This is a genomic window from uncultured Williamsia sp., assembly GCF_947494875.1.
GTDB lineage: Bacteria > Actinomycetota > Actinomycetes > Mycobacteriales > Mycobacteriaceae > Williamsia_A.
Map to the genome: position 1 here is coordinate 53541 of NZ_CANLWM010000003.1, position 26910 is coordinate 80450.

Below are 26910 nucleotides of genomic sequence, written 5' to 3' on the forward strand. Positions count from 1 at the left end.
TAATCACCCCATGACGACGGGGCCCGAGGCGTATCCACGCGAGGACATCACGTTCGACTCCGGCGGCACCACCTGCGCCGCCTGGCTGTACCGGGCCGAGGCCGAAGACGGCGAACGCCGGCCCATCGTCGTGTTGGGGCACGGTCTCGGCGCGGTCAAGGAGATGCGGCTCGACGCCTACGCGGAGCGGTTCGCCGACGCGGGCTACCACGCCCTGGCCTTCGACTACCGCCACTTCGGCGCCAGCGGTGGCGAGCCGCGTCAACTCCTCGACATCGACCGGCAGCGCGAGGACTGGCACGCCGCCATCGCGTACGCGCGGTCGCTTCCGGGGGTCGACCCCGACCGGGTGGTCATCTTCGGGTCGTCGTTCGGTGGGGGACACGTGCTGGTGATCGCCGCGCACGACCCGCGGGTGGCCGCGGCGATCGCGCAGTGCCCGTTCACTGACGGCATCGCCTCGGCGCGCCAGAACATGGGACCGAGCTCGCTCGGCGTGATGGGCAAGGCGCTGGCCGATGCGCTGGCCGCGCGTCGCGGTCGGCCGCGGGTCATGGTGGCGCTGGCGGGTCGTCCCGGGGAGACCGCGCTCATGAACACGCCTGACGCGATGGACGGCTACCTCGCGCTGGTGCCGGAGGGGATGTCGTTCTCCGACGAGGTCGCCGCGGCCGTCGCCCTGCGCATCCCGCGGGAGAAGCCGGGCAAGGTCGCGCGGTCGGTGACGGCGCCGGTGCTGTTCGCGGTCTGCGACACCGACTCCGTCGCGCCGGCGGCGGCGACGATCAAGCACGCCGAACGGGTGCGCAACGCGGTGATCAAGCGCTACCCGGTCGGTCACTTCGACATCTACCTCGGTGACGCGTTCGAGACCGCGGTCGCCGACTACGTCGATTTCCTCGACGACGTCGTCGGTGGGGTCTGAGTCGACGTCGTGGGTGGGGTCTGACGCCGACGTCGTGATGTCGCGCAGGTCGGCGGGTCGTCCCGCGTACGGTGGGGGCGGCCACGGGGCGCGGGGCGGGCAGGTCCCCGTGCACGTCGAACAGGAGTGATCGGTCAGTGGGCAAGCTCTCGAACCGGATGTGGCGGATGCTGGGCGCGCAGGCGACGCGCAACCAGTCGAAGTCGGTCGCACTGATCGCCAAGGCCGCCACCCACGACGACTGGGCCGCGGGGCTGTCCGACGACGAGTTCGCGGGGGCGGCGGAGAAGCTCGACATCACCGATCCCGCCGGCGACGACCGCGCGCGCTACATCGCCCTGGTGCGCGAGGGCGCCGAACGTTCCCTGCAGATGCGACCGTTCGACGTGCAGCTTCAAGGTGCGCTGCGCCTGCTCGAGGGCGACATCGTCGAGATGGCGACCGGTGAGGGCAAGACGCTCTCGGGTGCGATCGCGGCCGTCGGCTACGTCCTGCTCGGCCGCCGCGTGCACGTCATCTCCGTCAACGACTACCTCGCCACCCGTGACGCGTCGTGGATGAAGCCGCTGTTCGATCTGTTCGACATGTCCTCGGGGTCGGTGTCGGAGTCGTCGACGAAGGACGAGCGACGTACCGCCTACGCCGCGGACATCACCTACGCGTCGGTGAACGAGATCGGCTTCGACGTCCTGCGCGACCAGCTCGTGACCCGCGAGGAGGACCTGGTCTCCCCGACGCCGGACGTCGCGATCATCGACGAGGCCGACTCGGTGCTCGTCGACGAGGCGCTGGTTCCGCTCATCCTCGCCGGCGCGACGACCGGCGAGGTGCCCGACAAACCGATCCACGACACCGTCGCCAAGCTGCGGAAGAACCACTACGAGATCGACACCGAGGGCCGCAACGTCTTCCTCACCGAGGAGGGCGCGGAGTTCGTCGAGGCCGAGCTCGGCGGCATCGACCTGTACTCCGAGGAGCACGTCGGCACGACGCTGGTGCACGTGAACATCGCGATGCACGCGCACATCCTCGTCGAGCGCGACGTCCACTACATCGTCCGCGACGGTGGCGTGCACCTGATCAACTCCTCCCGCGGCCGCGTCGCGCAGCTGCAGCGGTGGCCTGACGGCCTGCAGGCTGCTGTGGAGATGAAAGAGGGCCTGGCGCAGACCGATTCGGGCGAGGTCATCGACACGATGACCGTGCAGGCGCTGATCGGCCGGTACCCGACGGTGTGCGGCATGACGGGTACCGCTCTGGCCGCCGGTGAGCAGTTCCGTCAGTTCTACGAGCTCGCCGTCTCCCAGATCCCGCCGAACACCGACAACGTCCGTGTCGACGAGCCCGACCGCGTCTACGACACCAAGTTCCACAAGGCCGAGGCGATCGTCGAGTTCGTGAAGGAGATCCACGAGACCGGTCAGCCGGTGCTCATCGGCACCCACGACGTGGCCGAGTCCGAGGAGTTGGCACTGCTCCTGGAACGCGCAGGGGTCACGAGCGTCGTCCTCAACGCGAAGAACGACGCCGAGGAGGCGGTCATCATCGCCGAGGCCGGCGCGCTCGACGCCGTGACCGTGTCGACGCAGATGGCCGGTCGTGGCACCGACATCAAGCTCGGCGGCACCCGCGGCGAGAAGGACGGGAAGTCCACGGGCGCCCGCGATCAGATCGTCGAGCTCGGCGGGCTCTGTGTCGTCGGGACCGGCCGCCACGACACCGAACGTCTCGACAACCAGCTGCGGGGACGTGCCGGCCGTCAGGGCGACCCCGGCCGCAGCGTGTTCTTCTCGTCGCTGCAGGACCCGGTGGTCACCAAGAACCTGTCGTTCAAGCGGGACCCGGAGTCGGAGAACGAGGACGGCTCCATGGGGGAGCGCGGCATCGAGCTCATCGAGCAGGCGCAGCGCGTCGCCGAGGGCATCATGCTGGAGCTGCACGCGAACACCTGGCGCTACAACAAGCTGGTGAACCAGCAGCGCGACATCGTCGTGAAGCGGCGCATGGAGGTCCTCACCACCGACATCGCGCTGGAGGAACTGGAGAAGTCCGAACCCGAGCGCTACGCCGAGTTGACCGGCACCGCGACGTCGTCGGACCCCTCCGACACGTCATCCGGCGACGACGCGGACGGGACGGCCGCCGAGGCGTCCTCGGTCGCGGTCAAGACCGATCCGGTGCCGCGGGACGTGCTCGTGCAGGCGGCGCGGGAGATCGCGCTGTACCACCTCGACCGCGCCTGGGCCGACCACCTCGCCTTCGTCGCCGACGTCCGCGCCAGCATCCACCTGCGCTCGATCGGTCGGCAGAGCCCTCTCGACGAGTTTCACAAGCTGATCCTCGACGCCTTCGCGACCCTGCCCGCCGAGGCGGTCGAGAAGGCACGCACCACATTCCGCGAGGCGACCATCACCGCCGACGGTGTCGACCTCGAGGGCGCCGACCTGCGTCGCTCGACGACGACGTGGACCTACATGGTCCACGACAACCCGTTCGCCTCCGGCGGGGCGAAGACGCTGCAGGGGATCATCGGCGTCTTCCGCTGAGCCCGGCCCGGTTGGCGGTGTGACAGGCTGAGCAGCATGGAATCCGACGGCTCCACGCGGGCACCGGGATCGAGCGAACCGGTGCTGTCCGATCGGATCGTCACGGTGCCCAACGCGCTGAGCCTGCTGCGTCTGGTCCTGGTCCCGGTCTTCGTGTGGCTGTTGGTGTTCGAGCACGCCTACGCGTGGTCGTTCGTCGTCCTGCTGGTCTCCGGGGCGTCGGACTGGGCCGACGGGAAGCTCGCGCGACTGCTGAACCAGTCGTCGTCGCTCGGTGCGCTGCTCGATCCCGCAGCCGACCGGATCTACATGATCGTCATCCCGATCTGCCTGGGGCTGCGCGACATCGTCCCGTGGTGGTTGATCGGGATCCTCATCGGCCGGGACCTGTTGCTGCTGGCCGCGGTTCCGATCCTGCGCACGCGGGGGCTGACGGCGCTGCCGGTGACCTACGTGGGCAAGGCGGCGACGTTCTCCCTGATGTACGGGTTCCCGTTCGTGCTCGGCGGACAGATCGACAACTGGCTCGGAGACGTGTTCCACCCGATCGGATGGGCGTTCCTCATCTGGGGGACGGGCATGTACGTGTGGTCCTTCGTGCAGTACTGGTGGCAGGCGGTGCTCGTCGTCCGACGAGTGCCGCGGGCACGATAGGGTTCACGGCGTGAGTGAGATCGAGGTCCCCGGGAACCTGCGCTACACCGTCGAACACGAGTGGATCGAGCAGCTCGGACCCGACCGTGTCCGGGTCGGGATCACCGCCTACGCACAGGATCAGCTCGGCGACGTCGTGTTCGTCCAGCTGCCCGCCGTCGACGACGACGTGACGTCCGGGGAGTCCTTCGCCGAGGTCGAGTCGACCAAGAGCGTCTCCGACATCTACGGCCCGCTCGAGGGATCGGTCGCGGCCGTCAACGACGCGTTGGAGAGCACGCCGGAACTGGTGAACTCCGCGCCGTACGGCGACGGTTGGCTCATCGAGATCGCCGTGTCCGAGGGCACCGACCTCGATGCGGTGTTGGGTGACCTGCTCGACGCCGACGGCTACCGCAAGGTCATCGACAGCTGATCTGACGGGGGCCCGGCAGGGTACGGTCAGTTGGGCACGAGCGGACCCCGGGAGCACCCGACGCGGACCACCACCGCGTCGGCAGGCACCCCGGCCGCCGGGGATCACCACGGACAACCGGGTCGACACGCGCCACCGCCGTCGACCCGACACGCGCGACCTGCATCGACAGGTCACGAGAACCCGAGAAGGAGTGGTTGGTGAGCGACAACGAGAAGGACTACGACGCGCCCGTGGAGACGACGTCGGTCTTCCGCGCCGATTTCATCAAGGAACTCGACGCTTCCGGGGGATCGACGACCGAGACCGCCGAGGCCGCCGTCGAACGTCTCTCGCCGGGCACCGCGCTGCTCGTCGTCAAGCGTGGACCGAACGCCGGGTCGCGCTTCCTCCTCGACCAGACCACCACGTCGGCGGGTCGTCACCCCGACAGCGACATCTTCCTCGACGACGTGACCGTGTCCCGTCGTCACGCGGAGTTCCGTCTCGCGGACAACGAGTTCCAGGTCGTCGACGTCGGCAGCCTCAACGGCACCTACGTGAACCGGGAGCCCGTGGACTCCGCGGTCCTCGCGAACGGTGACGAGGTGCAGATCGGCAAGTTCCGTCTCGTGTTCCTCAGCGGCCCCTCCGGCGACGGATCGTCGGCGGCCGGGTAACCGCTCGTGACCGCGCCGTCCACCGGTGGCGGGGCCGCCCGTCCGGGTGGTCGGTCGGGATCCGACGAGGGGTCGATGTCCATCGGCGCAGTCCTCGACCGGCTCCGTCCGGATTTCCCCGACGTCACCATCTCGAAGATCCGCTTCCTCGAGGCGGAGGGGCTGATCACCCCGGAACGATCCCCGTCGGGGTATCGGCGGTTCACCGCCGACGACTGCGAACGGTTGCGGTTCGTCCTGACGGCCCAGCGGGATCGCTATCTCCCCCTCAAGGTCATCAAGGACCAGCTCGACGCCATCGACCGCGGGGAACGGGTCGACCCCGGCACACCCCGGCTGCTGTCGACGGCGCGCTCCTGGGTTGCGCCGGCGATGGACTTCGAGAGCTCGGGTGGCCGCGTGTCGCGCGAGGCGCTCATCGACCGCACCGGGGCCGACGCCGAGTTCGTCGCCGAACTGCTGTCCGCCGGCCTGCTCAGCGCCGGACCGGGTGGGTTCTTCGACGAGGACGCCGTCCGTCTGGTCGAGGCTGCCGCCGCGCTCGCGGACTACGGGCTCGAGGCACGGCATCTGCGCGCGTTCAAGGTCTCGGCGGACCGGGAGGCGGGCCTGGTCGCCCAGATCGCCAACCCGATCGCGAAGAGCAAGGGTGCCGGTGCCCGCGACCGGGCCGAGGAACTCACGCGTGAGGTGGCCGCACTCACCGTCACCCTGCACACACAGTTGGTGAAAGCCGCTGTGCGCGATGCCCTGGACTGACTCCACGCACGCCCCGGTGGTCCGCGCCCGTGAGGTGTAGCGTCGATCCTGATCGACCGGCCCGTTCGCGTGCCGGTCGGTGCTGTTCGACAGGTGCGTCGATCGTCAGGCGGGAGAGTGACCATGGGTGAGATGCACGTCGTCGGGATCCGCGTGGAACCCCCACAGGGCCAGCCTGTCCTGCTCCTCCGCGAGGTCGACGGAGAGCGCTACCTGCCGATCTGGATCGGGCAGAGCGAGGCCGCGTCGATCGCCCTGAAGCAGAAGGGTGTCGAACCGCCCCGCCCCCTCACCCACGATCTGATCGTCAACCTGGTGTCCGCCTTCGGGCAGGAACTGGTCGAGGTGCGCATCGTCGACATGCAGGAGGGCACCTTCTACGCCGAGATGATCTTCGGCGGCGAGTTGCGCGTGTCGGCGCGTCCGTCGGATGCGGTCGCCGTCGCGATGCGTGCCGAGGTGCCGATCATCGCCGAGGAGGACGTCCTCGCCGAGGCGGGTCTGGTCATCCCCGACGAGGAGTCCTCGGACTCCGAGGAGGTCAAGGAGGACGAGGTCGAGAAGTTCAAGGAGTTCCTCGACAACATCTCGCCCGACGACTTCAAGGCCTCAGGCGGAGCCTGATCCGGTGTCACAGCCGGGGCCTGATCACGGAACGGTCTCCCCGGCGTCACGGTTCACCCTCAAGGTGAGATTGAGACTTACCGGGCGGGCGAGTCGCGTTGATCGGCGCGTCGCCGGGTCATAGCGTTCCCCTCGAATCCGCGAGATCGCGGGACGCCACCCAGGGTCGGGTCGCAGGGGTACCCTGAGTTGCACCGATGGTGTTCTGCCATCCGTCCACTCAGGTCCACGCCGGACGGACCCGATCATCCCCAGGAGCACGCCGTGGGCGACGAGCCAACCACGCAGGGCCCGGACACCGCCGACGACGTCGCGACCCGGTCCGAGCAGGCGCCGGTGGCGCGTCCCCAGCAGGGAACACTCGACGACATCGCGCCCGGCGTGTTCCCGAACGACACCGTGCCCGACGAACTCGTCGGCTACCGCGTGCCCAGCGCCTGCCAGATCGCCGGGATCACCTACCGCCAACTCGACTACTGGGCGCGCACGTCCCTGGTGGTCCCGTCGATCCGCGGCGCCGCCGGCAGCGGCAGCCAGCGCCTGTACTCCTTCAAGGACATCCTCGTCCTGAAGATCGTCAAGCGACTGCTCGACACCGGCATCTCGCTGCAGAACATCCGTGTCGCCGTCGACCACCTGCGTCAACGCGGTGTCGAGGACCTCGCCCGCATCACCCTCTTCTCCGACGGCACCACCGTCTACGAGTGCACGTCGGCCGAGGAGGTCGTCGACCTCCTGCAGGGCGGTCAGGGTGTGTTCGGCATCGCCGTCGCCGGTGCGATGCGGGAGCTCTCGGGCACCATCGCCGACTTCCCGGGTGAGCGGGCCGACGGCGCGATCAGCGAGACCGCCCCCGAGGACGAGCTCGCCGCGCGCCGCAAGACCCGCGCGCGTCGCACGGGGTAGCGGGACCGGGGTAAACTCGGCTCCACGTCGCAGCGGCATGGGAGAGTGTCGCGACCCGACCGGTCGCGTCCGCCGAAGGAGCAACACCTCTCCGTCAATCTCTCAGGCATCCAGGACCGTGTCGCCCCCGACGTCTCTGGAAAGTGACGGCGTCCGCGTCGTCCGCCCACGGTGAAAGGCCGCCGCCCGCGGCTCAATCTCTCAGGCGCCCGTACGACGGGCAGGACAGAGGGGGAGGACCAACTGCTGTCCGACGGCATCGTCGGACATGCCCAGGGGAGGTCCCACCCGTGTCCGAGCAGACCCGTATCGCCGACGTCACCGACGCCTTCGCCGACCGCCACATCGGTCCCGACGACCACGACCTGGGCCGCATCCTCGAAGCGCTCGGCGTCGACTCGTTGGAGGCCCTCGCCGATCGCGTCGTCCCGTCCTCGATCGCCGATCCCGCCGACGCGACCGGCCTCGACGTCCTCCCGCCCGCGGCCACCGAGGTCGAGGCGCTGGCCGAGCTCGCGGACCTCGCCGCACAGAACACCGCCGCCCCGTCGATGATCGGCCTCGGCTACTACGGCACCCACACCCCAGCCGTACTGCGGCGCAGCCTGGTCGAGAACCCCGCCTGGTACACCGCGTACACGCCGTATCAGCCGGAGATCAGCCAGGGTCGCCTCGAGGCGCTCCTCAACTTCCAGACGATGGTCTCCGACCTCACCGGCATGGACGTCGCCAACGCCTCGATGCTCGACGAGGGCACCGCGGCCGCGGAGGCGATGACCCTGCTGCGGCGCGCGACGAAGAACAAGTCACCGCGGTTCGTCGTCGACACCGACGTCTTCCCGCAGACCCTCGCGGTCATCGAGACCCGTGCCGAGCCGCTCGGCATCGAGGTCGTGCGCGCGGACCTCACCCGGGGCCTGCCCGACGGCGACTTCTACGGGGTGCTCACCCAGGTTCCCGGTGCCTCGGGTCGCGTCGTCGACCTCGCACCGATCATCTCCGCCGCACACGAACGGGATGCGCTCGTCGCGGTCGGCGCCGATCTGCTGTCGCTGACGTTGATCACCCCGCCCGGTGAGCAGGGTGCCGACGCCTGCTTCGGCACCACACAGCGCTTCGGCGTCCCGATGGGCTTCGGCGGTCCGCACGCCGGCTACCTCGCCGTGCGCACCCAGCATGCCCGTCAGCTGCCGGGTCGTCTGGTCGGCGTGTCCAAGGACGCCGACGGCAACCTCGCCTACCGGCTGTCGCTGCAGACCCGCGAGCAGCACATCCGCCGCGAGAAGGCGACCAGCAACATCTGCACCGCCCAGGTGCTGCTGGCCGTGCTGGCCGCCATGTACGCGAGTTACCACGGTCCAGACGGCCTCACCGCGATCGCCCGGCGGGTCCACCGTCTGGCGTCGGTCGTCGCCGGACGCCTGGCCGACGCCGGCGTCGAGATCGTCCACGACACGTTCTTCGACACCGTCCTGGCCCGAGTCCCGGGCCGGGCGGACGAGGTGGTCGAGGCCGCCAAGCGGGACGCGGGGATCAACCTGCGCCGCGTCGACGCCGACCACGTCGGCATCGCCTGCGACGAGACGACCACCGAGGAGCACGTCGCGGGCGTCCTCGCCGCGTTCGGGGCGGAGCTGTCGGGTGAGGTGATCGAGGCGCCCGTCGGTCCGGAGCGGACGAGCGAGTTCCTCACGCACCCGGCGTTCCACCGCTATCGCACCGAGACGTCGATGCTGCGCTACCTGCGTCGTCTGTCCGACAAGGACATCGCGCTCGACCGCAGCATGATCCCGCTCGGCTCGTGCACCATGAAGCTCAACGCGGCCGCCGAGATGGAGCCGATCACCTGGCCGGGCATCGCGAACCTGCACCCGTTCGCCCCGGCCGAGGACACCGCCGGCATGCGCACGATGATCGAGCGACTCGAGACGTGGCTCGCCGACATCACCGGCTACGACCGGATCAGCCTGCAGCCCAACGCCGGGTCGCAGGGGGAGTACGCCGGTCTGCTCGCCATCCGCAAGTACCACCTGAGCCGCGGCGACGAGGGTCGCGACATCTGCCTCATCCCGTCGAGCGCCCACGGCACCAACGCCGCGTCGGCCGTGATGGCGGGCATGCGGGTGGTGGTCGTCGCGTGTCGTGCCAACGGTGACGTCGACACCGCCGACCTGAAGGAGAAGATCGCCACCCACGCGGAGTCGTTGGCGGCGATCATGATCACCTACCCCTCCACCCATGGTGTGTTCGAGCACGAGGTCTCGGAGATCTGCGGTGCCGTGCACGACGCCGGTGGTCAGGTGTACGTCGACGGCGCGAACCTCAACGCCCTCGTCGGTGTCGCCCGACCCGGCAAGTTCGGCGGCGACGTCAGCCACCTGAACCTGCACAAGACGTTCTGCATCCCGCACGGCGGCGGCGGACCGGGTGTCGGTCCGATCGGGGTCCGCGAGCACCTCGCGGATTTCTTGCCCGGGCACCCGCTGGACGACGCCCTGCCGGGGTCGATGACGATCTCGGCCGCGCCGTACGGCTCGGCGTCGATCCTGCCGATCACCTACGCCTACATCCGCATGATGGGTGCGCAGGGTCTGCGGCGGGCGACGCTCACCGCGATCGCGTCGGCCAACTACATCGCGCGGCGCCTGGCCGACCACTTCCCGGTGCTCTACACCGGCGAGAACGGCTGGGTGGCCCACGAGTGCATCCTCGACCTCCGTCCGATCACGAAGGCGACCGGTGTCACCGTCGACGACGTGGCGAAGCGCCTGGCGGACTACGGATTCCATGCGCCGACGATGAGCTTCCCGGTGAGCGGCACGCTCATGGTGGAGCCCACCGAGAGCGAGAACCTCGACGAGATCGACGCGTTCTGTGAGGCGATGGTGTCGATCCGCGCGGAGATCGAGCAGGTCGCCGACGGCACGTTCACCGTCGACGACAACCCGCTGCGCGGGGCGCCGCACACGTCGGAGTGCCTGGTCGCGGAGTGGGAGCATCCCTACACCCGCGAGCAGGCGGCGTTCCCGAACGGCCGCCCGTCGGCGGGTGCGCGGGACAAGGTGTGGCCCGCGGTGCGCCGGATCGACGGCGTCTACGGCGACCGCAACCTCGTCTGCAGCTGCCCGCCGATCAGCGCCTTCAGCGAGCCCGCCGACGCCTGAGTCCGGCGGCGGGCGTTCCGCCGACAGCGGATTCCCCGGACGGCGGTCCCGGGCGGGCACCACCGTCCGGACGACCTGCATCGCCGGACTGGAGGGACTGCTGTGGACGTCGTCACCGGAACCGCGGCGGGCGTGCCGTTCACCGCGCTCCCGCCTCGCACGAGCGACGTGTCGCGCCAGGACCACGCGCCGCTGATCATCACCTGGCACATGCTCGACGCGCCGCGTACCGACGCGGCGTTCGCCGCGGCGTTCCCCATGGCGGAGGTCCCCGCGTGGCGCGTGCACCTCGGGATGCCGATGTGCGGGGCACGGATGCCCGCCGGTGGTGTGGACGAGGTGTTCGCACTCGCGCGCGACGACGCGGTGTCGTCGTTCCTGGTGCCGTTCGTCGAGTCGGCCGTGGCCGAGTTCCCGGCCGCGCTGGCCGCCGTGCGCGCGCAGCTGCCGGTCGACGACGGCCCGGTGACGATCGTCGGTGCCTCGCTCGGGGGCGCGGTCGCGTTGCAGGTCCTCGCCGACGCAGAGATCCCCGTGCACGCTGCGGTGCTGATCAACCCCGCGATACGGGTCAGCTCGGCGGTGCCACTGGTGGAGCCGATGGCAGGGCACCGCTACGAATGGTCCGAGCAGGCGCGACAGAGGTGCGCCGACCTGGACTTCGTGGCGCGCGCCCCAGAGATCGCCCCGCCGCCGCTGCTGATCGTCAGCGGCGACGACGACCATCCGGAGTTCCGCGCCGATGCGGCGGACCTCGTCGCCGCGTTACGTGGTCAGGACGGCGACCCGGGCAGGATCGAGCAGATCGGCGTGCCGGGCCTCGCGCACCCGCTGGCCGACGAACCGGGGATGGAACCGGCCCCGCAGCGCGCCGATGCCCATGCGGTCGACGAGATCGTCACCCGATGGCTTCGTCGCATTCTGCCCGTCGCCGGATGACGTCGTCTCAGCCGAAGACGAGTCGGGCGATCTCGGCGAGCGCGGCCGCGTCACCGGCGGGCATCGGTGTCGCGATCTGCGGGAAGGTGACCGCGGCCGTCGGCGTCGCACCGGCAGCTGCGCCGCGGAACCCGAGACGGGTGAGGGTCGAGAGCTGCTCGGGCATACGGGCGAACCGGAAGAACGCGGTGACCGACTCGGCCGCCGCCGCGTCGACCTGGGGGCCGGTCAGGTCGACGACGGGGAAGTCGGCCGACGGCGTGTAGCCCGTCGGAAGGAGTTCGACGACCCCGGGCGCCCCCGTTCGCCGCGTCGCGGAGTACAGCGCCTGCTCGGTGATCGGGACCGCGTGCACGCGCGCCCGTGCAGGATCACCGTCGACGACAGTCGGCAGTGTGCGTGAGGCACTCCCGTCGACCGACTGCGGCGCCTCGGCGCGTAGCGCCGCGATGGTCGAGGTGACCTGGGCCGAGCGCGCGTCCTCGACGGTCAGTCCCGCCGACCCGACACGGCTGACCTCGGTGGCGACCGCCTGCGCGGCGAGCACGCTCGCGTCGGTGCCGGGTCCGACAGGCAGAGCCATGCGCAGCGGGCCCCATCCGCTCAGTCCGAACCGTGACAGGGCGGCATCGTCGCGGGTGAGGGTCGGGACCTCGATCCATGACAGCTTCCCCGCCGCCGCACGCGCGAACTGCGGGGCCACCGCGAGCACGACGGGTGAGGTGACCAGCGACTCGGGGTCGCCGTCCACCACCGACGATCTCGCCGTGAGCAGCTGCGCACTCCACACCGACGACGCGGGCACCCACGCCGCGGGGAAGGCCCCCATCGAGGCGGTGTCCCACGTCCCGGTGAGCCCGTCGAGCGTGGTCTTGGGATCCACGGGGCGGACCGACACGGTGATGCACTTGTCGCGCACGACCGGCTTGGTCGCCGAGTACGCCGCGGCGATGCGGCCCAGCGGCTCGGCGATGTCGGCGTCGGCGACGACGGACACCGTCTCGGGGCCCTCGACACATGTCTGCGCCGCGGCGGTGGAGTCGTCGCGGAGACTGCGGCCGAGAACGACCCACACGACCACCAGGACCGCCACCACGACCAGCGCCGCGACGGACAGCACCACCCCGCGGCTGACGCGGCGGCGGTGGGCGGTGTCCGTGCGGTGCCGGGCCATGGGTCAGGCCTCAGGCGTTGGCGGCTTTGAACTCCCGGCGGCGGCGATGCAGGATCGGCTCGGTGTAGCCGCTCGGCTGCGAGGTGCCCTCGAGGATCAGGTCCTTGGCGGCCTGGAAGGCGATGCTGGAGTCGAAGTCCGGGGCCATGGGCCGGTAGGCGGAGTCGCCGGAGTTCTGCTCGTCGACGACCGCGGCCATCCGCTGCAGCGACTCGACGACCTGCTCCTCGGTGATGATGCCGTGCCGCAACCAGTTCGCGAGCAGCTGGCTCGAGATGCGCAGCGTCGCACGGTCCTCCATGAGGGCGACGTCGTGGATGTCGGGCACCTTGGAGCAGCCGACGCCCTGGTCGATCCAGCGCACGACGTACCCGAGGATCGACTGGCAGTTGTTGTCGAGCTCCTGCTTGCGCTCCTCGTCGGACCAGTTGGTGTCCTTGGCCAGCGGGATCTGCAAGATGTCGTCGACCGAGGCGGGATCGCGCTTGGCGATCTCGTCCTGACGCTCGAACACGTCGACCTGGTGGTAGTGCAGCGCGTGCAGCGTCGCGGCGGTCGGGGACGGGACCCATGCGGTGGTGGCGCCCGACTTCGGGTGCCCGATCTTCTGCTCGAGCATGTCCGCCATCAGGTCGGGCATGGCCCACATGCCCTTGCCGATCTGCGCGTGGTGCGCCAGGCCGGCGTGCAGGCCGATGTCGACGTTCGAGTCCTCGTAGGCCTTGATCCAGGTCTGCGACTTCATCTCCGCCTTGCGGATGACCGCGCCGGCCTCCATCGACGTGTGGATCTCGTCGCCGGTGCGGTCGAGGAAGCCGGTGTTGATGAACACGACGCGGTCGGCCGCGGCCTTGATGCACGCCTTGAGGTTCACCGTGGTGCGCCGCTCCTCGTCCATGATGCCGACCTTGAGCGTGTTGGCCTGGAGGCCGAGGATCTCCTCGACACGGCCGAAAAGCTCGACGGTGAACGCCACCTCGTCGGGGCCGTGCATCTTCGGCTTCACGATGTAGATCGATCCGGTCCGCGAGTTCTGGCGGCCCTCGGGCGCCATTCCGTGGATCCCGATGAGCGAGGTGAAGACGGCGTCGAGGATGCCCTCGGGCACCTCGTCGCCATTCGCGTCGAGGATCGCGTCGTTCGTCATGAGGTGACCGACGTTGCGCACGAACAGCAGCGAGCGGCCGGGCAGGGTGAGTTCGCCACCGTCGGGCTTGGTGTAGACGCGGTCCGGGTTGAGTGTGCGGGTGAAGGTCTTCCCGCCCTTGGTCACGTCCTCGGCGAGGTCGCCCTTGTTCAGGCCCAACCAGTTCCGGTAGCCGAGCACCTTGTCCTCGGCGTCGACGGCGGCGACGGAGTCCTCGAAGTCCATGATCGTGGTGATCGCGGACTCGACCAGGACGTCCTTGATGCCGGCGGGGTCGGTGGACCCGATCGGGGACTCCGCGTCGACCTGGACCTCGAGGTGCAGGCCGTTGTGGCGCAGCAGGATCCCGCTGGGGGAGTCGGTGTCGCCGAGGAACCCGACGAAGGCCGAGGGGTCGGCCAACGAGGTGGAGGAGTCGCCGAGGGTGACCGCGAGCGAGGACCCGTCGACTGCGAGGCCGGTGACGTCGGCCCACTTGCCGTTCTCCAGCGGGACGGCGCCGTCCAGGAAGTTCTTCGCGTAGGCGATGACCTTGTCGCCGCGGACCTTGTTGTAGGACGTGCCCTTCTCGGCGCCGTCGGTCTCGGGGATCGCGTCGGTGCCGTAGAGCGCGTCGTACAGCGATCCCCAGCGGGCGTTCGAGGCGTTCAGCGCGAAGCGCGCGTTGAGCACGGGGACGACGAGCTGCGGCCCGGCGGTGCTGGTGATCTCGGTGTCGACGCCTTCGGTGCCGATCTGGAAGTCCTCGGGCACCGGGACCAGGTAGCCGATCTCCTGCAGGAACGCCTTGTAGGCGGCCGGGTCGATCTCGCTGTTCTGGTGGTGCCAGTCGTCGATCTTGGTCTGCAATTCGTCGCGGACGGCCAGCAGTTCGCGGTTGCGGGGCGCGAGGTCGGTGATGATCCGGCCCACGCCGTCCCAGAACGCGTCGGCGTCCACACCGGTACCGGGCAGCGCCTCGGTGGTGATGAAGTCGTGCAGGACGGTGGCGACCTGCACCCCGCCGACGGTGACGCGTTCGGTCATGGCTCCTCTTTCGCTGGTTGCCGATCTCCTCCGATCACGGAGTCGGCTGGTGTCCTCGCGGTGATCCGGGGATCAATCCTACTCAGCGGTAGTGAGCGGTTCGTCCACGGTGGTGGCCGACGCCAGAGACCGGCACCGGGCGAGTAGGTCGGACCTGATGGACGCGGCCCGGTCGGCGAGTTCTCGCTGGTGGGCGACGTACTGCGCGCGTCCCCGCGGGGTCTCGACGGCCACGGGTGCGAAGCCGAGATCGCGCAGGTCGTAGGGGCTCGCGCGCATGTCGAGCTCGCGGAGGTCGAACGCCAGCGCGAGGGCGTCGACGACGACGTCGGAGCCCACCAGCGCTTCGAGTTTGGTGGCCCACTTGTAGAGGTCCATGCCCGCGTGGACGCAGCCCGGCTGCTCGGTCGCGACCTGTGTCGCCCGCGTCAGCTCCTGCGTGTTCCGCCCGACCGCGTCGTCGGTGAAGAACCGGAACGCGTCGAAGTGGGTGCAGCGCAGACCCTGGCGGTCGACGACGCGATCGGTCTCGGCGGGGGACAGGCGCAGCGGGACGTGGTGGCGGCGCACGGCGCTGTCGCGGTAGACCATCGCCCACTCGTGCAGCCCGAAACAGTTCCATCGGGGGGCGCGCCCGGCCGTCGCCGACAGCAGGCGGGTCACATGGGCGACCGTGTCGCGGCGGGCGTCGAGGTGGGCGTGGCCGACGGTGACCACGGAGCCGCCCGCCGCGTCGTCGACGCGGACGTAGTGCGGCCAGTCGCGGTGATCCGGTGCCCCGGCGAGTCCGACGCCGAAGCCGGGGTGCCAGCGGCGCAGTCGGGCCGGCTTGTGACTGTAGTAGCGGAACAGGAACTGCCACACCGGATGATCGCGACCGTCCGGAAGATGCTGCGGGTGGGCGTCGAGCAGTGCTCCCACCCGCGCGGCGTGGTCGGCGGCACGGGTGGTCCAGTCGTCGACGGTGAGGACCCTCATATCCGGTGCGTCTCGTCGCGGACGGTGCCGACGAACTCCTCGACGAGATCCTCGAGGGCGACGACGCCGGTGGTGCGACCGTTGCCGTCGACGACGGTCCCGAGGTGCGCGCTGGTCCGGCGGAGCGACGCGGTGGCCTCGTCGAGGGAGGTGTCGCCGGAGATCACCGGCAGCGGCCGGATCGTGTCGGCCCCGATGATCGTGTCCGGTCCGACGCTCTCGTCGAGGATCTCGTCGAGGACGTCCTTGAGGTGCAGATATCCGGTGAAGGTGCCGTCGGTGCCGCGGACGGGGAACCGCGAGAACCCCGTCTCGGACACGGCCCGCTCGATCGACCCGAGGGTGGGGCCGGTGCGCCCGGTCGCGGGGTCGGTGGTCGCGCGGACGCTGCGCAGGTCGTCCAGGGGGATCGCGACCTCCGAGACGGTGCGACCCGCGGTGCGCAGCGCACGGGTCAGCCGTTCGTGCTCCTCGGCGTCGATGAGTCCCTCCTGGCGGGACTCGCCGATCATCTCGGCGAGCTCACCCGCCGACACCGTCGCGTCGAGCTCGTCGCGCGGCTGGATTCGCAGCACTCGCAGCGTGAGGTTCGCCGCCAGGTTGTAGAAGGCGATGAACGGCTTGGCAATCCGGATCCACGCCAGGTGGATCGGTACCAGCAGCATCGCCGACGCCTCGGGACCGGCGAGCGCGATGTTCTTCGGCACCATCTCGCCGAGCAGGATGTGCAGCGCGACGACGAGGATCAGCGCGATGGTGAAACCGATCGGGTGCAGCAGTGCGTCGGGGATGCCGACGAGATCCATCGGTGCCTCGATGAGGTGCGCGACCGCCGGCTCGCCGACGCGACCCAGCAGGATGGAACAGACCGTGATGCCGAGTTGGGCGCCCGCGAGCATGAGCGACAGGTCCTGACCGGCGCGGATCACGGTGCGCGCGCGGCGCTTCCCCTGCTCGGCCAGTGTCTCGAGCCGGTCGCGACGGGCGGAGATCAGTGAGAACTCCGCGCCGACGAAGAACGCGTTGCCGGCGAGCAGTGCGACGGCGATCAGGACCCCGAGCCAGTCGTTCACCGGTCCACCTCCTCGGGGGCGGATTCGGCGGGCGGGGCGTCGGAGTCGAGAGCGGAGATCGCGACGACGTCGACGCGCCGGCCGTCCATCCGCACCACCCGGGCCTGCCATCGCGGCGGCGGCGGGACCGGGTCGGCGCCGGAGTCCTCCTCGCTCTCGTTGCGTTCGGGCAGTGCGACGACGTCGCCCTCTGCGGCGATGCGTCCGAGCAGTGCGACGACGAGCCCGCCCAGGGTGTCGTAGTCGCCGTCGGGGGCGTGGTACCCGGTCGCGGAGGTGAGTTCGTCGATCCGCAGCAGACCCGAGCACACCCACCCGTCGTCGGAGCGCGAGACGTCGGCCTGTTCGTCGTCGTGCTCGTCGGTGACGTCGCCGACGATCTCCTCGATGAGGTCCTCGGTGGTGACGATGCCTGCGGTGCCGCCGTACTCGTCGACGACGACCGCGACCTGCAGGCCGTCGCCGCGGATCCGGGCCATGAGAGCGTCGCCGTCGAGGCTGTCGGGGACCACGGGGACGGGTCGGGCGATGTCGCCCATCGTCGTCGACCGACGCTGCGCGACAGGGAGTGTGAACGCCTGTTTGATGTGCACGAACCCGCGGATGTTGTCGAGGTCACCGTCGACGACGACGGGGAAGCGGCTGAAACCGGTCTGCGACGCGGCGAGGATCAGGTCGCGGACGTCGGCGGTCTCGTCGAGCGCCTCCACCGTCGAACGCGGGGTCATCAGCTCCTCGGCGGTGAGCTCGCCGAATCGGAGGGACCGTCCGACGAGGATGGCGGTGCTCTGGTCGAGCGATCCCTCGCGGGCGGAGTTCCGCACGAGTGATCCGAGTTCCTCCGGTGAGCGTGCCGAGCGCAGTTCCTCGGCCGGTTCGATACCGAGCCGACGGACCACCCAGTTCGCGGTGCCGTTGGTCCCGCGGATCGCCCAGGAGAAGATCGCCGAGAACCCGACCATCGGACCCGCGGTGGCCCGTGCGGTCGGCAGCGGCCGGGCGATGGCCGCGTTCTTCGGGATGAGTTCGCCGAGCACCATCGACAGCGAGGTTGCGACGACGAGGGCCAGGACGATCGAGAGCACGTCGGTGAGCTCGTCGCCCGCACCTGCGGCCTCCAGCGCCGGCCCGAACAGCTGCGCCAGCACCGGTTCGGCGATGTAGCCGGTGACCAGGGTGGTGATGGTGATGCCGAGCTGCGCGCCGGACAGCTGGAACGAGAGGCTTCGGTGCGCGCGGGCGACCTGGCGGGCGCGGCGGTCGTCGCGGCGGTGCAGGTCGGCGTCGACCGTCGACCGTTCGAGCGCGGTGAGCGAGAACTCCGCCGCGACGAACAACGCGGTGCCCAGCGTGAGGGCGATGAACCCGATCAGGCTCCCGACGAGGATCAGGGTCTGCACGCCGGCGTCACCACCCGGTCGGCAGGGGGCGCCCCTCGGCGAATCCGGCGGCCGACTGCACCCCCAGCACGACCTGCTCGTGCAGCTCGTCGAGGGTCCGTGCCCCGACATAGGTCGCGGTGCTGCGCACACCGGAACAGATGTGGTCGATGAGGTCCTCCACGCCGGGGCGGGCCGGGTCGAGGAGGATCCGCGAGCTCGAGATCCCCTCCTCGAACAGGCCCTTGCGGGCTCTGTCGAACGCGCTGTCGCCGGCGGTGCGCGCGGCGACCGCTCGTTTCGACGCCATGCCGAAGCTCTCCTTGTAGGCGCGCCCGGACGGGTCGTGGTGCAGGTCACCGGGTGATTCGTGGGTGCCCGCGAACCAGGAGCCGATCATCACGTTCGACGCCCCGGCCGCGAGGGCCAGCGCCACGTCGCGGGGGTGACGGACGCCGCCGTCGGCCCACACGTGCGCGCCGCGGGCGCGGGCGACGGCCGCGCACTCGGCGACGGCCGAGAACTGGGGGCGCCCGACGCCGGTCATCATCCGGGTGGTGCACATCGCGCCCGGTCCGACACCGACCTTGATGATCGATGCGCCGGCGTCGAGGAGATCAGCGGTGCCCTGGGCGGACACCACGTTGCCCGCCGCGATGGGCAGGCCGAGATCGGCCTCGGCGACCGCGCGGACGGCCGTGATCATCTTCTCCTGGTGGCCGTGGGCGGTGTCGACGACGAGCAGGTCGGCGCCGGCACGCGCGAGCGCGGCCGCCTTGCCGGCGACGTCTCCGTTGATGCCGATGGCCGCGGCCACCCGCAGCCGTCCGTGGCCGTCGGTGTTCGGGGTGTAGATGCCCGCGCGGACGGCGCCGGTGCGGGTCAGGACGCCGACCATGGTCCCGTCGGGTGCCGTCAGCACCGCGAGCCCGAGGTGCTGGTCGGACAGGGCGTCGAACACCTTGCGCGGCTCGGTGTCGACCGGCACCGACACGATCGCCGGGTCGAGCACCTCCGACAGGCGAGCGAACCGGTCGACGCCGGTGCATGCCGCCGCCGTGACGACGCCCAGCGCGCGGCCCTCGCCGTCGACGACGACCCCTGCGCCATGGGACCGCTTCGGCAGCAACGCGAGTGCGTCGGAGACGGCGTCGTCGGGTCCGAGGGTGACCGGGGTGTCGGCGACGAGGTCGCGGCTCTTGACCGTCGCGATGGACTCGGCGGCGGCCGCGGCCGGCAGGTCCTGCGGCAGGACGACGATCCCGCCGCGCCGTGCGACGGTCTCGGCCATGCGCTTGCCCGCGACCGCCGTCATGTTGGCGACGACGATCGGGATGGTCGCACCGGACCCGTCGGAGGTCGTCAGGTCGACGTCGAAGCGGGAGGCGACATCGCTGCGCCCGGGGACGACGAAGACGTCGTCATAGGTGAGATCGGTCGTGATCTGGTGTCCGTCGAGGAAACGCACGGCGGTGTCTCAGGCCTCCACCTCGGAGCGGTCCTCGCTCCACAGTGTGTGGAACGTGCCCTCCTTGTCGACGCGCTGGTAGGTGTGGGCGCCGAAGTAGTCGCGCAGACCCTGGGTGAGGGCGGCGGGAAGGCGCTCCGACCGCAGGCCGTCGTAGTAGGCCAGCGACGACGAGAACGCCGGCGCGGGGATCCCGAGGCTCGCCGCCGTTGTCACGACACGACGCCAGCTCTCCACACCTTCCTCGACCGCGTCGCGGAAGTACGGCGCGAGCAGCAGGCTCTTCAGGTCGGGGTTCTCGTCGTACGCGTCGCGGATGCGGTTGAGGAACTGCGCGCGGATGATGCAGCCGCCACGCCAGATGGTGGCCATGGCACCGGGGTGCAGGTCCCAGTCGTACTCCTCGCTGCCCGCGCGGATCTGGTCGAAGCCCTGGGCGTAGGCGATCACCTTCGACGCGTAGAGCGCCGCGCGGACGTCGGCGACGAACGCCTCGCTGTCGGTGGGCTTCTCGCCGATCGTGCCGGGCTTGAGGTCGGTGGCCGCGGCGCGCTGGTCCAACTCGCTGGACAGCGCGCGGGCGAAGACGGCCTCGCCGATGCCGGTGACCGGTACGCCGAGGTCGAGCGCGGACTTCACCGTCCACCGGCCGGTGCCCTTCTGGCCCGCGGCGTCGACGATGACGTCGACGAGGGGTTTGCCGGTCTCGGCGTCCTTCTGCGACAGCACCTCGGCGGTGATCTCGACCAGGTAGCTCTCGAGGTCGCCGGAGTTCCAGTCCCGGAACACGTCGGCGATCTGGTCCACGTCCATGCCGAGCGCGCGACGGAGCAGGTCGTAGGCCTCGCCGATGAGCTGCATGTCGGCGTACTCGATGCCGTTGTGGACCATCTTCACGAAGTGGCCCGACCCGTCGGGGCCGATGTGCGTGCAGCAGGGCTCGCCGTCGACGTGGGCCGAGATCGACTCGAGCAGCGGGCCCAGCGACTCGTAGGCCTCGGCCGGCCCTCCCGGCATGATCGAGGGTCCCTCGAGCGCGCCGACCTCGCCGCCGGAGATACCGGCGCCGACGAAGTTGAGGTTGCGCTCGCTCATCTCCTTCTCGCGCCGGATGGTGTCGGTGTACAGCGAGTTGCCGCCGTCGATGATGACGTCGCCGTCCTCCATGAGGTCGGCGAGTTCGGAGATGACCGCGTCGGTGGGATCGCCGGCCTTGACCATGATGAGCACGCGCCGCGGCTTCTCCAGTGCGGCGACGAACTCCTCCATCGACTCGGTGCGCACGAAATCGCCATCGTCGCCGTGCTTCTCGAGCAGGGCGTCGGTCTTGGCGGTCGTCCGGTTGTGCAGGGCGACGGTGTGTCCGTGTCGGGCCAGGTTGCGCGCGATGTTGGACCCCATGACGGCCAGTCCCGTCACGCCGATCTGGGCGCGCGCGGTGGTCGAGGAGTCACCCGAGGCTTGTGTCATGTGCTCAGCCTATGACCTGTGCGCCGGTGACGGTCCCGCAGGACGCGCGCCTCATGCGGTGAGCAGTCGGCTGAGCTCGGTCAGCCAGGGGATGGCGACCGCGAGCGTGGGCAGCACGAGGATGCCCGCGGCCGCGGTGTACGCGGCGGCCGACGGCCACCGCGCGGGGGAGTCGTGGCAGAGGCGACGGACGCGCGTGAGGGTCGTCGGACCGCCGACGGCGAGCGCGCCACGGGGGGCGACGGAGTCGGCGCAGGCGACGAGGGCGCGGCCCAACGGGGTGGGCCCGGTGGCACGGACGGCGTGGTCGTCGGCGAGGACCTCGACGAGCAGCTGCACGGCGCCGAGCGCCGACCGGCTGCGGATGAAACGGGGGAACGCCTCGTGCACGGCGATGAACGCCTCGAGGATCAGGTCGTGGCGGGCCCGCAGGTGCGCGCGTTCGTGGGTGATCACGGCCTCGAGCTCGTCGTGGGAGAGCCGGGCGATGACGCCCTCGCTGAGGACGACGCGCTGGCGCAGACCCGGCAGGCAGTAGGCGATCGGTTGCTCGACGGCGAGCATCCGGACATCACGGGCCAGCAGCGCGCCGTCGCAGTCGCTGCGGTCGAGCTTGTCGAGCAGGTCGATGAGGGTGCGGTGCGCGGCGCGGCGCGCTCGCGTGCGGACGCCCACGCGGACGACCGTGTACATCAGTCGGGCGCCGATGAAGAGCGTCAGCAGGAAGACGCCGACGTAGATCGACCACAGGACGATGCCCAGGGAGCTGATCTCGTCGAGCGGGTTGGTGGTCGGGCGGCCGTCGGGTCCCGGGACCAGCAGGTTGGCCGCGATGGCCAGTCCGCAGCTGAACGCCGAGAGGACGGCGGCAACTGCGATGGCCTGCCACAGGGCCATGGCCGCACGCGGGGCGTGAAGCGGCCAGGTGGCACGGGACAGGCGGTCGGGCACGGGGCCCACGAGGACCAGTGCCATCAGCCCGAACGCCGCGGCGGTCATCGGGTGTCCTCACTGCGGTGTCGAGATCGCGCACGACGCGCGGGGCGGAGGTCGCGAACGGTCCGGGTCAACGGCCCGAACACGTCCGAGGATACCCGCCGGACGGTCGTGGTCCGGCGGTCGCGGACACCGCGGTCACGAGCGGTCGGAGTCTCCACGGGCCGATTCCAACTCGTCGAGGGCGCGGCGCAGTGCGGCCGCCTCGTCGGCGCCGACGCGTCCGACGAACGACACCAGGGCGGCGTGCCGCGACGTCGACTCGTCGGCCTCGCTGAGGGCGTCGACCATCAGGCTGGCGACGAGGTCCTCGCGGGGATGCGTGGGGGAGTAGCGATGGGCGCGGTCGTCGCGGATCTGCGTGACGAGGTTCTTCTTCGCCAGCCGCTGGAGAACGGTCATCACGGTGGTGTAGGCGAGGTCGCGGTTCTCCGACAGGGCGGCATGCACCTGCCGCACTGTCAGCGCCTCGTCGCTGGACCACAGATTGTCCATCACGGCGCGCTCGAGATCTCCCAAACCGCTCATCTTCTTGACTCTACCGACCGGGCCGGTCCGTCGCGCTCCCGCCATGCGGCCAGGTTGTCCGACATCACGCGCGCCCGCGGCGCGCGACCCCGGCCGATGCGGGGCGGAAGTGATGGCGGCGTAGCTCTTGACCATGAAGGTAAGGATAGCCTATCTTCATCACGTCGGACCGCGTGAGCGTCCTGAGGGCTGCAGAGACCCCCGGTCCACGCCACGGCAGGCCCCGCACCCACCCGGTGCGGGGCCTGTCGGTCTGTCCGGGGCCCGTCGGACCGCTGGTTAGGCTCCGACGATGACCAACTCTCTCGACAGCGACCTGATCGGCGCCGGCCTCGACAGTCACCTGTCCTTCCGGTGGGACCACGTCAGCGGGGACGGATCCCGGGCGTCGTTCACGGTGGCCCCCGAACACCACCAACCGTTCGGGATCGTCCACGGCGGCGTCCACTGCGCGCTGGTCGAGAGCCTCGCGAGCATGTCGGCGGCGCAGTGGCTGCAGGACCAGGGGTTGCCGCCACGGGTGGTCGGGGTCAACAACTCGACCGACTTCCTCAAGGCGGTCAGCGAGGGCGATGTGACCGGGCAGGCCACGCCCATCCACCGGGGCCGGTCGCAGCAGCTCTGGCAGGTCGACATCACCGACGGCGACGGCCGACTCGTCGCCCAGGGACGCGTGCGGCTGCAGAATCTGGACCAGCCCGGCCGCTGACCCGTCTGTTGGCGGCAGGAACCACTCGTTGGGCGGTAGGAACCACTCGTCGGGCAGGTGAAACCGAGTGAGGCGCTGTTGGAGCGGTGAAGCTGCCTCAGCGCCCGATGAACAGGCTCCGACCGCCCAACGAACGGTTCCGACCGCCCAACGAACGGTTCCAGGCGCCCAACGAACGGCTCCAAGTGCCCAACCAACGGCTCCAAGTGCCCAACGAACGGCTCCAGCTGCCCAACGAACGGTTCCAGGTGCCCGACGAACGGCGCGGGGTGGCCGACCGACGGTGAGGCGGTCGTGTTCGCCGCGACGAGGTGCCGCGGTGCGTGGCACGATGACCGACACGATCGGGCGCCGGTCCGCAGCGGAGGAGTGATGCGATGAGGTTGACGCCGCACGAGCAGGAACGGCTGATGATCTCCTACGCAGCCGAACTCGCGCGACGTCGCCAGGGTCGCGGCCTGAGGCTGAACCACCCCGAGGCGGTCGCCGTCATCACCGACCACGTCCTCGAGGGCGCCCGCGACGGGCGGTCGGTGGCGGACCTGATGACGAGCGGACGAAGTGTGCTGGCCCGATCCGACGTCATGGACGGAGTGCCCGAGATGATCCACGACGTCCAGGTGGAGGCCACCTTCCCCGACGGCACCAAGCTCGTCACCGTCCACGAGCCGATCGCATGATCCCCGGTGAGGTCCTCTGCGACGAGGGCGACATCGAGATCAACGCAGGCGCACCGGTGACCGAGCTGACCGTGGTCAACGCAGGCGACCGACCGGTCCAGGTCGGGAGCCACTACCACTTCCCGCAGGCCAACGCGGCGTTGCGATTCGACCGCGACGCTGCCCACGGGCTGCGCCTCGACATCCCGGCCGGCACCGCCGTGCGGTTCGAACCCGGGATCGAGATGTCGGTGTCGCTGATCCCGATCGCGGGCGCCCGCGTCGTCCCCGGGCTGTCGCTCGACGCGCCCGGGGAGCTCGACCGATGAGTTCGCTGGGTCGCGACCGCTACGCGCAGCTCTTCGGGCCGACGGTCGGTGACCGGATCCGACTGGCCGACACCGATCTGCTCGTCGAGATCACCGAGGACCGCTGTGGCGGACCGGGGCTCGCCGGCGAGGAGGCCGTCTTCGGCGGCGGGAAGGTGATCCGCGAGTCGATGGGACAGTCGCGGGCCACCCGCGCCGACGGCACCCCGGACACCGTCATCACCGGCGTCGTCGTCCTCGACCACTGGGGGATCGTCAAGGCGGATCTCGGGATCCGCGACGGTCGGATCGTCGCGCTGGGCAAGGCCGGCAACCCCGACACCATGGACGGCGTCCACCCCGACCTCGTCATCGGGCCCAGCACCGAGATCATCGCTGGCAACGGCAAGATCGTCACCGCCGGCGCCATCGACTGCCACGTCCACTTCATCTGCCCGCAGATCATGGACGAGGCCCTGTCGAACGGGGTCACCACCCTCATCGGCGGCGGCACGGGACCCGCCGAGGGCAGCAAGGCCACCACCGTCACGCCGGGCGCGTGGCACCTGGCGTCGATGATCGCCGCGACCGACCACTGGCCGCTGAACATCGCGCTGCTGGGCAAGGGCAACACGACCGGCGCCGACGCGATGCGGGAACAGATCCTCGCCGGCGCGTCGGGGTTCAAGGTGCACGAGGACTGGGGGAGCACTCCCGCGGCCATCGACGCGGCGCTGCGTGTCGCCGACGAGATGGGTGTGCAGGTGGCACTGCACTCCGACACCCTGAACGAGGCCGGATACGTCGAGCAGACCCTGGGCGCGATCGCCGGCCGGGGCATCCACGCGTATCACACGGAGGGCGCCGGAGGTGGTCACGCGCCCGACATCATCACCGTCGCAAGCCATCCCAACGTCCTGCCGAGTTCGACGAACCCGACCCGGCCGCACACGGTGAACACCCTCGACGAGCACCTCGACATGTTGATGGTGTGCCACCACCTCAACCCGAGCGTCCCCGAGGACCTCGCATTCGCCGAGAGTCGGATCCGTCCGTCGACGATCGCGGCCGAGGACCTGCTGCACGACATGGGTGCCATCTCGATGATCGGCTCGGACGCACAGGCGATGGGCCGCATCGGCGAGGTGGTGCTGCGGACCTGGCAGACCGCGCACGCGATGAAGGCCCGACGCGGCAGCCTCGAGGGTGACGGCCGCGCGGACAACAACCGCGCGCAGCGCTATGTCGCGAAGTACACGATCTGTCCCGCGGTGGCGCATGGTCTCGACCACGAGATCGGCTCGGTCGAGGTGGGCAAGCTGGCCGACCTCGTGCTGTGGGAGCCGGCGTTCTTCGGGATCCGTCCGCACGTCGTCGTCAAGGGCGGTGCGATCGCATGGGCCGCCATGGGCGACGCCAACGCCTCCATCCCCACGCCGCAGCCGGTGCTGAACCGACCGATGTTCGGCGCGGCGCCACCGGTGGCCGCGGCCACGTCGCTGACGTTCGTGGCCCAGCAGGCCCTCGACGACGGTCTCGCCGACCGGCTCGGGGTGCGGCGTCGTCTCGCCGCGGTGAAGGGTGTCCGATCGATCGGCAAGGCCGACATGCCCCGCAACGACGCGACCCCCGACATCCGCGTCGACCCGGACACCTTCACCGTCTCGATCGACGGGGAGGTCTGGACCGAGTCGCCCGCGCAGACCCTGCCGATGGCGCAGCGGTACTTCCTCTTCTGATGGCAGCCCCCGCGCCGCCCGACGGCACCCTCGCCATGCTGTTGACCCTCGCCGACTCCCGACTGCCCGTCGGTGGCCACGTCCACTCGGGTGGGGTCGAACAGGCCATCGCCGACGGCATCGTCGTCGACGCGGCCGGTCTCGAGACGTACCTGCGGCGCCGCATCGTCACCGGTGCGCTGGTCGCCGCGTCGATCGCCGCCGCGGTCGCCGACGGGCGTCTGACGCCCGCGGCCGCCCAGGTCGAGACCGACGCCCGCACACCGTCGTCCGCGGCGCGCGCAGCGTCGCTGGCCCAGGGGCGCGGGATGCTGCGACTGGCCCGGCGCCGCTGGCCCCACCACGACCTGTCGGGGCACATCCCCCGCACCCACCTCCCGGTGATCGCGGGGACGGTGGGATCGCTGTGCGGGATGTCGGGCCGCCACGTCGCCCTGGTGCACGTCTACACGGCGATGACCGGGTCGGCGACAGCCGGGCAGCGGTTGCTCGCCCTCGACCCCGCCGACGTCGCGATGATCACCATGGACCTCGCGGCGCTGTGCGAGGAGACCGCGGACGCCGCCGCCCTCGAGCTCGCCGACCTGTCCGACCCGGTGTACGACGTGCTCGCCGAACGGCACGAGCGCCGCGAGATGCCCCTGTTCGCGTCGTGACCACGACAC

General features: G+C 70.4%; 24 protein-coding genes and 1 riboswitch. Of the genes, 15 read left to right on the forward strand and 9 right to left on the reverse strand.

Features of this window, described 5'->3' with window-relative positions; genetic code table 11:
- Positions 1 to 10: 10 nt before the first annotated feature.
- From Q1A98_RS08445 to Q1A98_RS08490, 10 genes are all read left to right on the forward strand, one after another.
- Positions 11 to 925, forward strand: coding sequence for an alpha/beta hydrolase (locus Q1A98_RS08445; protein ID WP_299572007.1), 915 nt, complete (start codon positions 11 to 13; stop codon positions 923 to 925).
- A gap of 137 nt (positions 926 to 1062) precedes the next feature.
- Positions 1063 to 3471 (forward strand): accessory Sec system translocase SecA2, encoded by a 2409-nt coding sequence (secA2, locus tag Q1A98_RS08450; protein ID WP_299572009.1) that lies wholly within the window; start codon positions 1063 to 1065, stop codon positions 3469 to 3471.
- Between the two features lie 36 nt (positions 3472 to 3507).
- On the forward strand, positions 3508 to 4125 hold the full coding sequence (locus tag Q1A98_RS08455; RefSeq protein ID WP_299572011.1) for a CDP-alcohol phosphatidyltransferase family protein: 618 nt from the start codon (positions 3508 to 3510) through the stop codon (positions 4123 to 4125).
- Positions 4126 to 4135: 10 nt separating this feature from the next.
- Positions 4136 to 4540 (forward strand): glycine cleavage system protein GcvH, encoded by a 405-nt coding sequence (gcvH, locus tag Q1A98_RS08460; RefSeq protein ID WP_299572014.1) that lies wholly within the window; start codon positions 4136 to 4138, stop codon positions 4538 to 4540.
- A gap of 200 nt (positions 4541 to 4740) precedes the next feature.
- Positions 4741 to 5199, forward strand: coding sequence for a glycogen accumulation regulator GarA (gene garA / locus Q1A98_RS08465; RefSeq protein WP_366943394.1), 459 nt, complete (start codon positions 4741 to 4743; stop codon positions 5197 to 5199).
- Between the two features lie 75 nt (positions 5200 to 5274).
- Complete coding sequence (locus tag Q1A98_RS08470; protein WP_299572018.1) at positions 5275 to 5958, forward strand: MerR family transcriptional regulator; 684 nt, start codon at positions 5275 to 5277, stop codon at positions 5956 to 5958.
- 123 nt (positions 5959 to 6081) lie between these two features.
- Entirely contained in the window at positions 6082 to 6582 is a 501-nt protein-coding gene (locus Q1A98_RS08475) for a bifunctional nuclease family protein (protein WP_299572020.1), read from the forward strand.
- A gap of 336 nt (positions 6583 to 6918) precedes the next feature.
- Positions 6919 to 7488, forward strand: a complete 570-nt coding sequence (locus tag Q1A98_RS08480) for a MerR family transcriptional regulator (RefSeq protein ID WP_299572809.1) — start codon at positions 6919 to 6921, stop codon at positions 7486 to 7488.
- 28 nt (positions 7489 to 7516) lie between these two features.
- Positions 7517 to 7617, forward strand: a riboswitch (glycine riboswitch).
- 161 nt (positions 7618 to 7778) lie between these two features.
- On the forward strand, positions 7779 to 10652 hold the full coding sequence (gene gcvP, locus Q1A98_RS08485) for an aminomethyl-transferring glycine dehydrogenase (protein WP_299572023.1): 2874 nt from the start codon (positions 7779 to 7781) through the stop codon (positions 10650 to 10652).
- 102 nt (positions 10653 to 10754) lie between these two features.
- Positions 10755 to 11591 carry an alpha/beta fold hydrolase gene (locus tag Q1A98_RS08490; RefSeq protein WP_299572025.1) on the forward strand — a complete coding sequence of 279 codons (837 nt, stop codon included), beginning with the start codon at positions 10755 to 10757 and terminating at the stop codon, positions 11589 to 11591.
- A gap of 7 nt (positions 11592 to 11598) precedes the next feature.
- Here Q1A98_RS08490 and Q1A98_RS08495 read toward each other — a convergent pair whose 3' ends face one another.
- From Q1A98_RS08495 to Q1A98_RS08535, 9 genes are all read right to left on the reverse strand, one after another.
- Positions 11599 to 12765, reverse strand: coding sequence for a hypothetical protein (locus Q1A98_RS08495; RefSeq protein ID WP_299572028.1), 1167 nt, complete (start codon positions 12763 to 12765; stop codon positions 11599 to 11601).
- A 10-nt stretch (positions 12766 to 12775) separates the two neighbouring features.
- Positions 12776 to 14938, reverse strand: a complete 2163-nt coding sequence (locus Q1A98_RS08500) for a malate synthase G (RefSeq protein WP_299572030.1) — start codon at positions 14936 to 14938, stop codon at positions 12776 to 12778.
- Positions 14939 to 15016: 78 nt separating this feature from the next.
- On the reverse strand, positions 15017 to 15916 hold the full coding sequence (locus Q1A98_RS08505; protein WP_299572032.1) for a 3-methyladenine DNA glycosylase: 900 nt from the start codon (positions 15914 to 15916) through the stop codon (positions 15017 to 15019).
- A complete protein-coding gene (locus Q1A98_RS08510) occupies positions 15913 to 16989 on the reverse strand; it encodes a hemolysin family protein (protein ID WP_299572034.1) in 1077 nt (358 codons plus the stop codon). Before Q1A98_RS08510 ends, Q1A98_RS08505 begins: the two co-directional genes overlap by 4 nt.
- On the reverse strand, positions 16986 to 18389 hold the full coding sequence (locus Q1A98_RS08515; RefSeq protein WP_299572036.1) for a hemolysin family protein: 1404 nt from the start codon (positions 18387 to 18389) through the stop codon (positions 16986 to 16988). The genes Q1A98_RS08510 and Q1A98_RS08515 overlap by 4 nt, the downstream gene beginning before the upstream one ends.
- 7 nt (positions 18390 to 18396) lie before the next feature.
- Positions 18397 to 19836, reverse strand: coding sequence for a GuaB1 family IMP dehydrogenase-related protein (locus tag Q1A98_RS08520; protein ID WP_299572038.1), 1440 nt, complete (start codon positions 19834 to 19836; stop codon positions 18397 to 18399).
- A 9-nt stretch (positions 19837 to 19845) separates the two neighbouring features.
- Positions 19846 to 21306, reverse strand: a complete 1461-nt coding sequence (gndA, locus tag Q1A98_RS08525; RefSeq protein WP_299572040.1) for an NADP-dependent phosphogluconate dehydrogenase — start codon at positions 21304 to 21306, stop codon at positions 19846 to 19848.
- A gap of 51 nt (positions 21307 to 21357) precedes the next feature.
- Entirely contained in the window at positions 21358 to 22305 is a 948-nt protein-coding gene (locus Q1A98_RS08530) for a M56 family metallopeptidase (RefSeq protein ID WP_299572043.1), read from the reverse strand.
- A gap of 135 nt (positions 22306 to 22440) precedes the next feature.
- Positions 22441 to 22830 (reverse strand): BlaI/MecI/CopY family transcriptional regulator, encoded by a 390-nt coding sequence (locus tag Q1A98_RS08535; protein ID WP_299572045.1) that lies wholly within the window; start codon positions 22828 to 22830, stop codon positions 22441 to 22443.
- Positions 22831 to 23122: 292 nt separating this feature from the next.
- On the opposite strand from Q1A98_RS08535, the gene Q1A98_RS08540 reads away from it, so the two are divergent.
- From Q1A98_RS08540 to Q1A98_RS08560, 5 genes are all read left to right on the forward strand, one after another.
- Complete coding sequence (locus tag Q1A98_RS08540; protein WP_299572047.1) at positions 23123 to 23539, forward strand: PaaI family thioesterase; 417 nt, start codon at positions 23123 to 23125, stop codon at positions 23537 to 23539.
- A 377-nt stretch (positions 23540 to 23916) separates the two neighbouring features.
- On the forward strand, positions 23917 to 24219 hold the full coding sequence (locus Q1A98_RS08545) for an urease subunit gamma (RefSeq protein WP_299572050.1): 303 nt from the start codon (positions 23917 to 23919) through the stop codon (positions 24217 to 24219).
- Positions 24216 to 24527, forward strand: coding sequence for an urease subunit beta (locus tag Q1A98_RS08550; RefSeq protein WP_299572053.1), 312 nt, complete (start codon positions 24216 to 24218; stop codon positions 24525 to 24527). The genes Q1A98_RS08545 and Q1A98_RS08550 overlap by 4 nt, the downstream gene beginning before the upstream one ends.
- Positions 24524 to 26245: an urease subunit alpha gene (locus Q1A98_RS08555; protein ID WP_299572056.1), complete on the forward strand. Its 1722-nt coding sequence runs from the start codon at positions 24524 to 24526 to the stop codon at positions 26243 to 26245. The genes Q1A98_RS08550 and Q1A98_RS08555 overlap by 4 nt, the downstream gene beginning before the upstream one ends.
- On the forward strand, positions 26245 to 26901 hold the full coding sequence (locus Q1A98_RS08560; RefSeq protein ID WP_299572059.1) for an urease accessory UreF family protein: 657 nt from the start codon (positions 26245 to 26247) through the stop codon (positions 26899 to 26901). Before Q1A98_RS08555 ends, Q1A98_RS08560 begins: the two co-directional genes overlap by 1 nt.
- Positions 26902 to 26910: the final 9 nt, after the last annotated feature.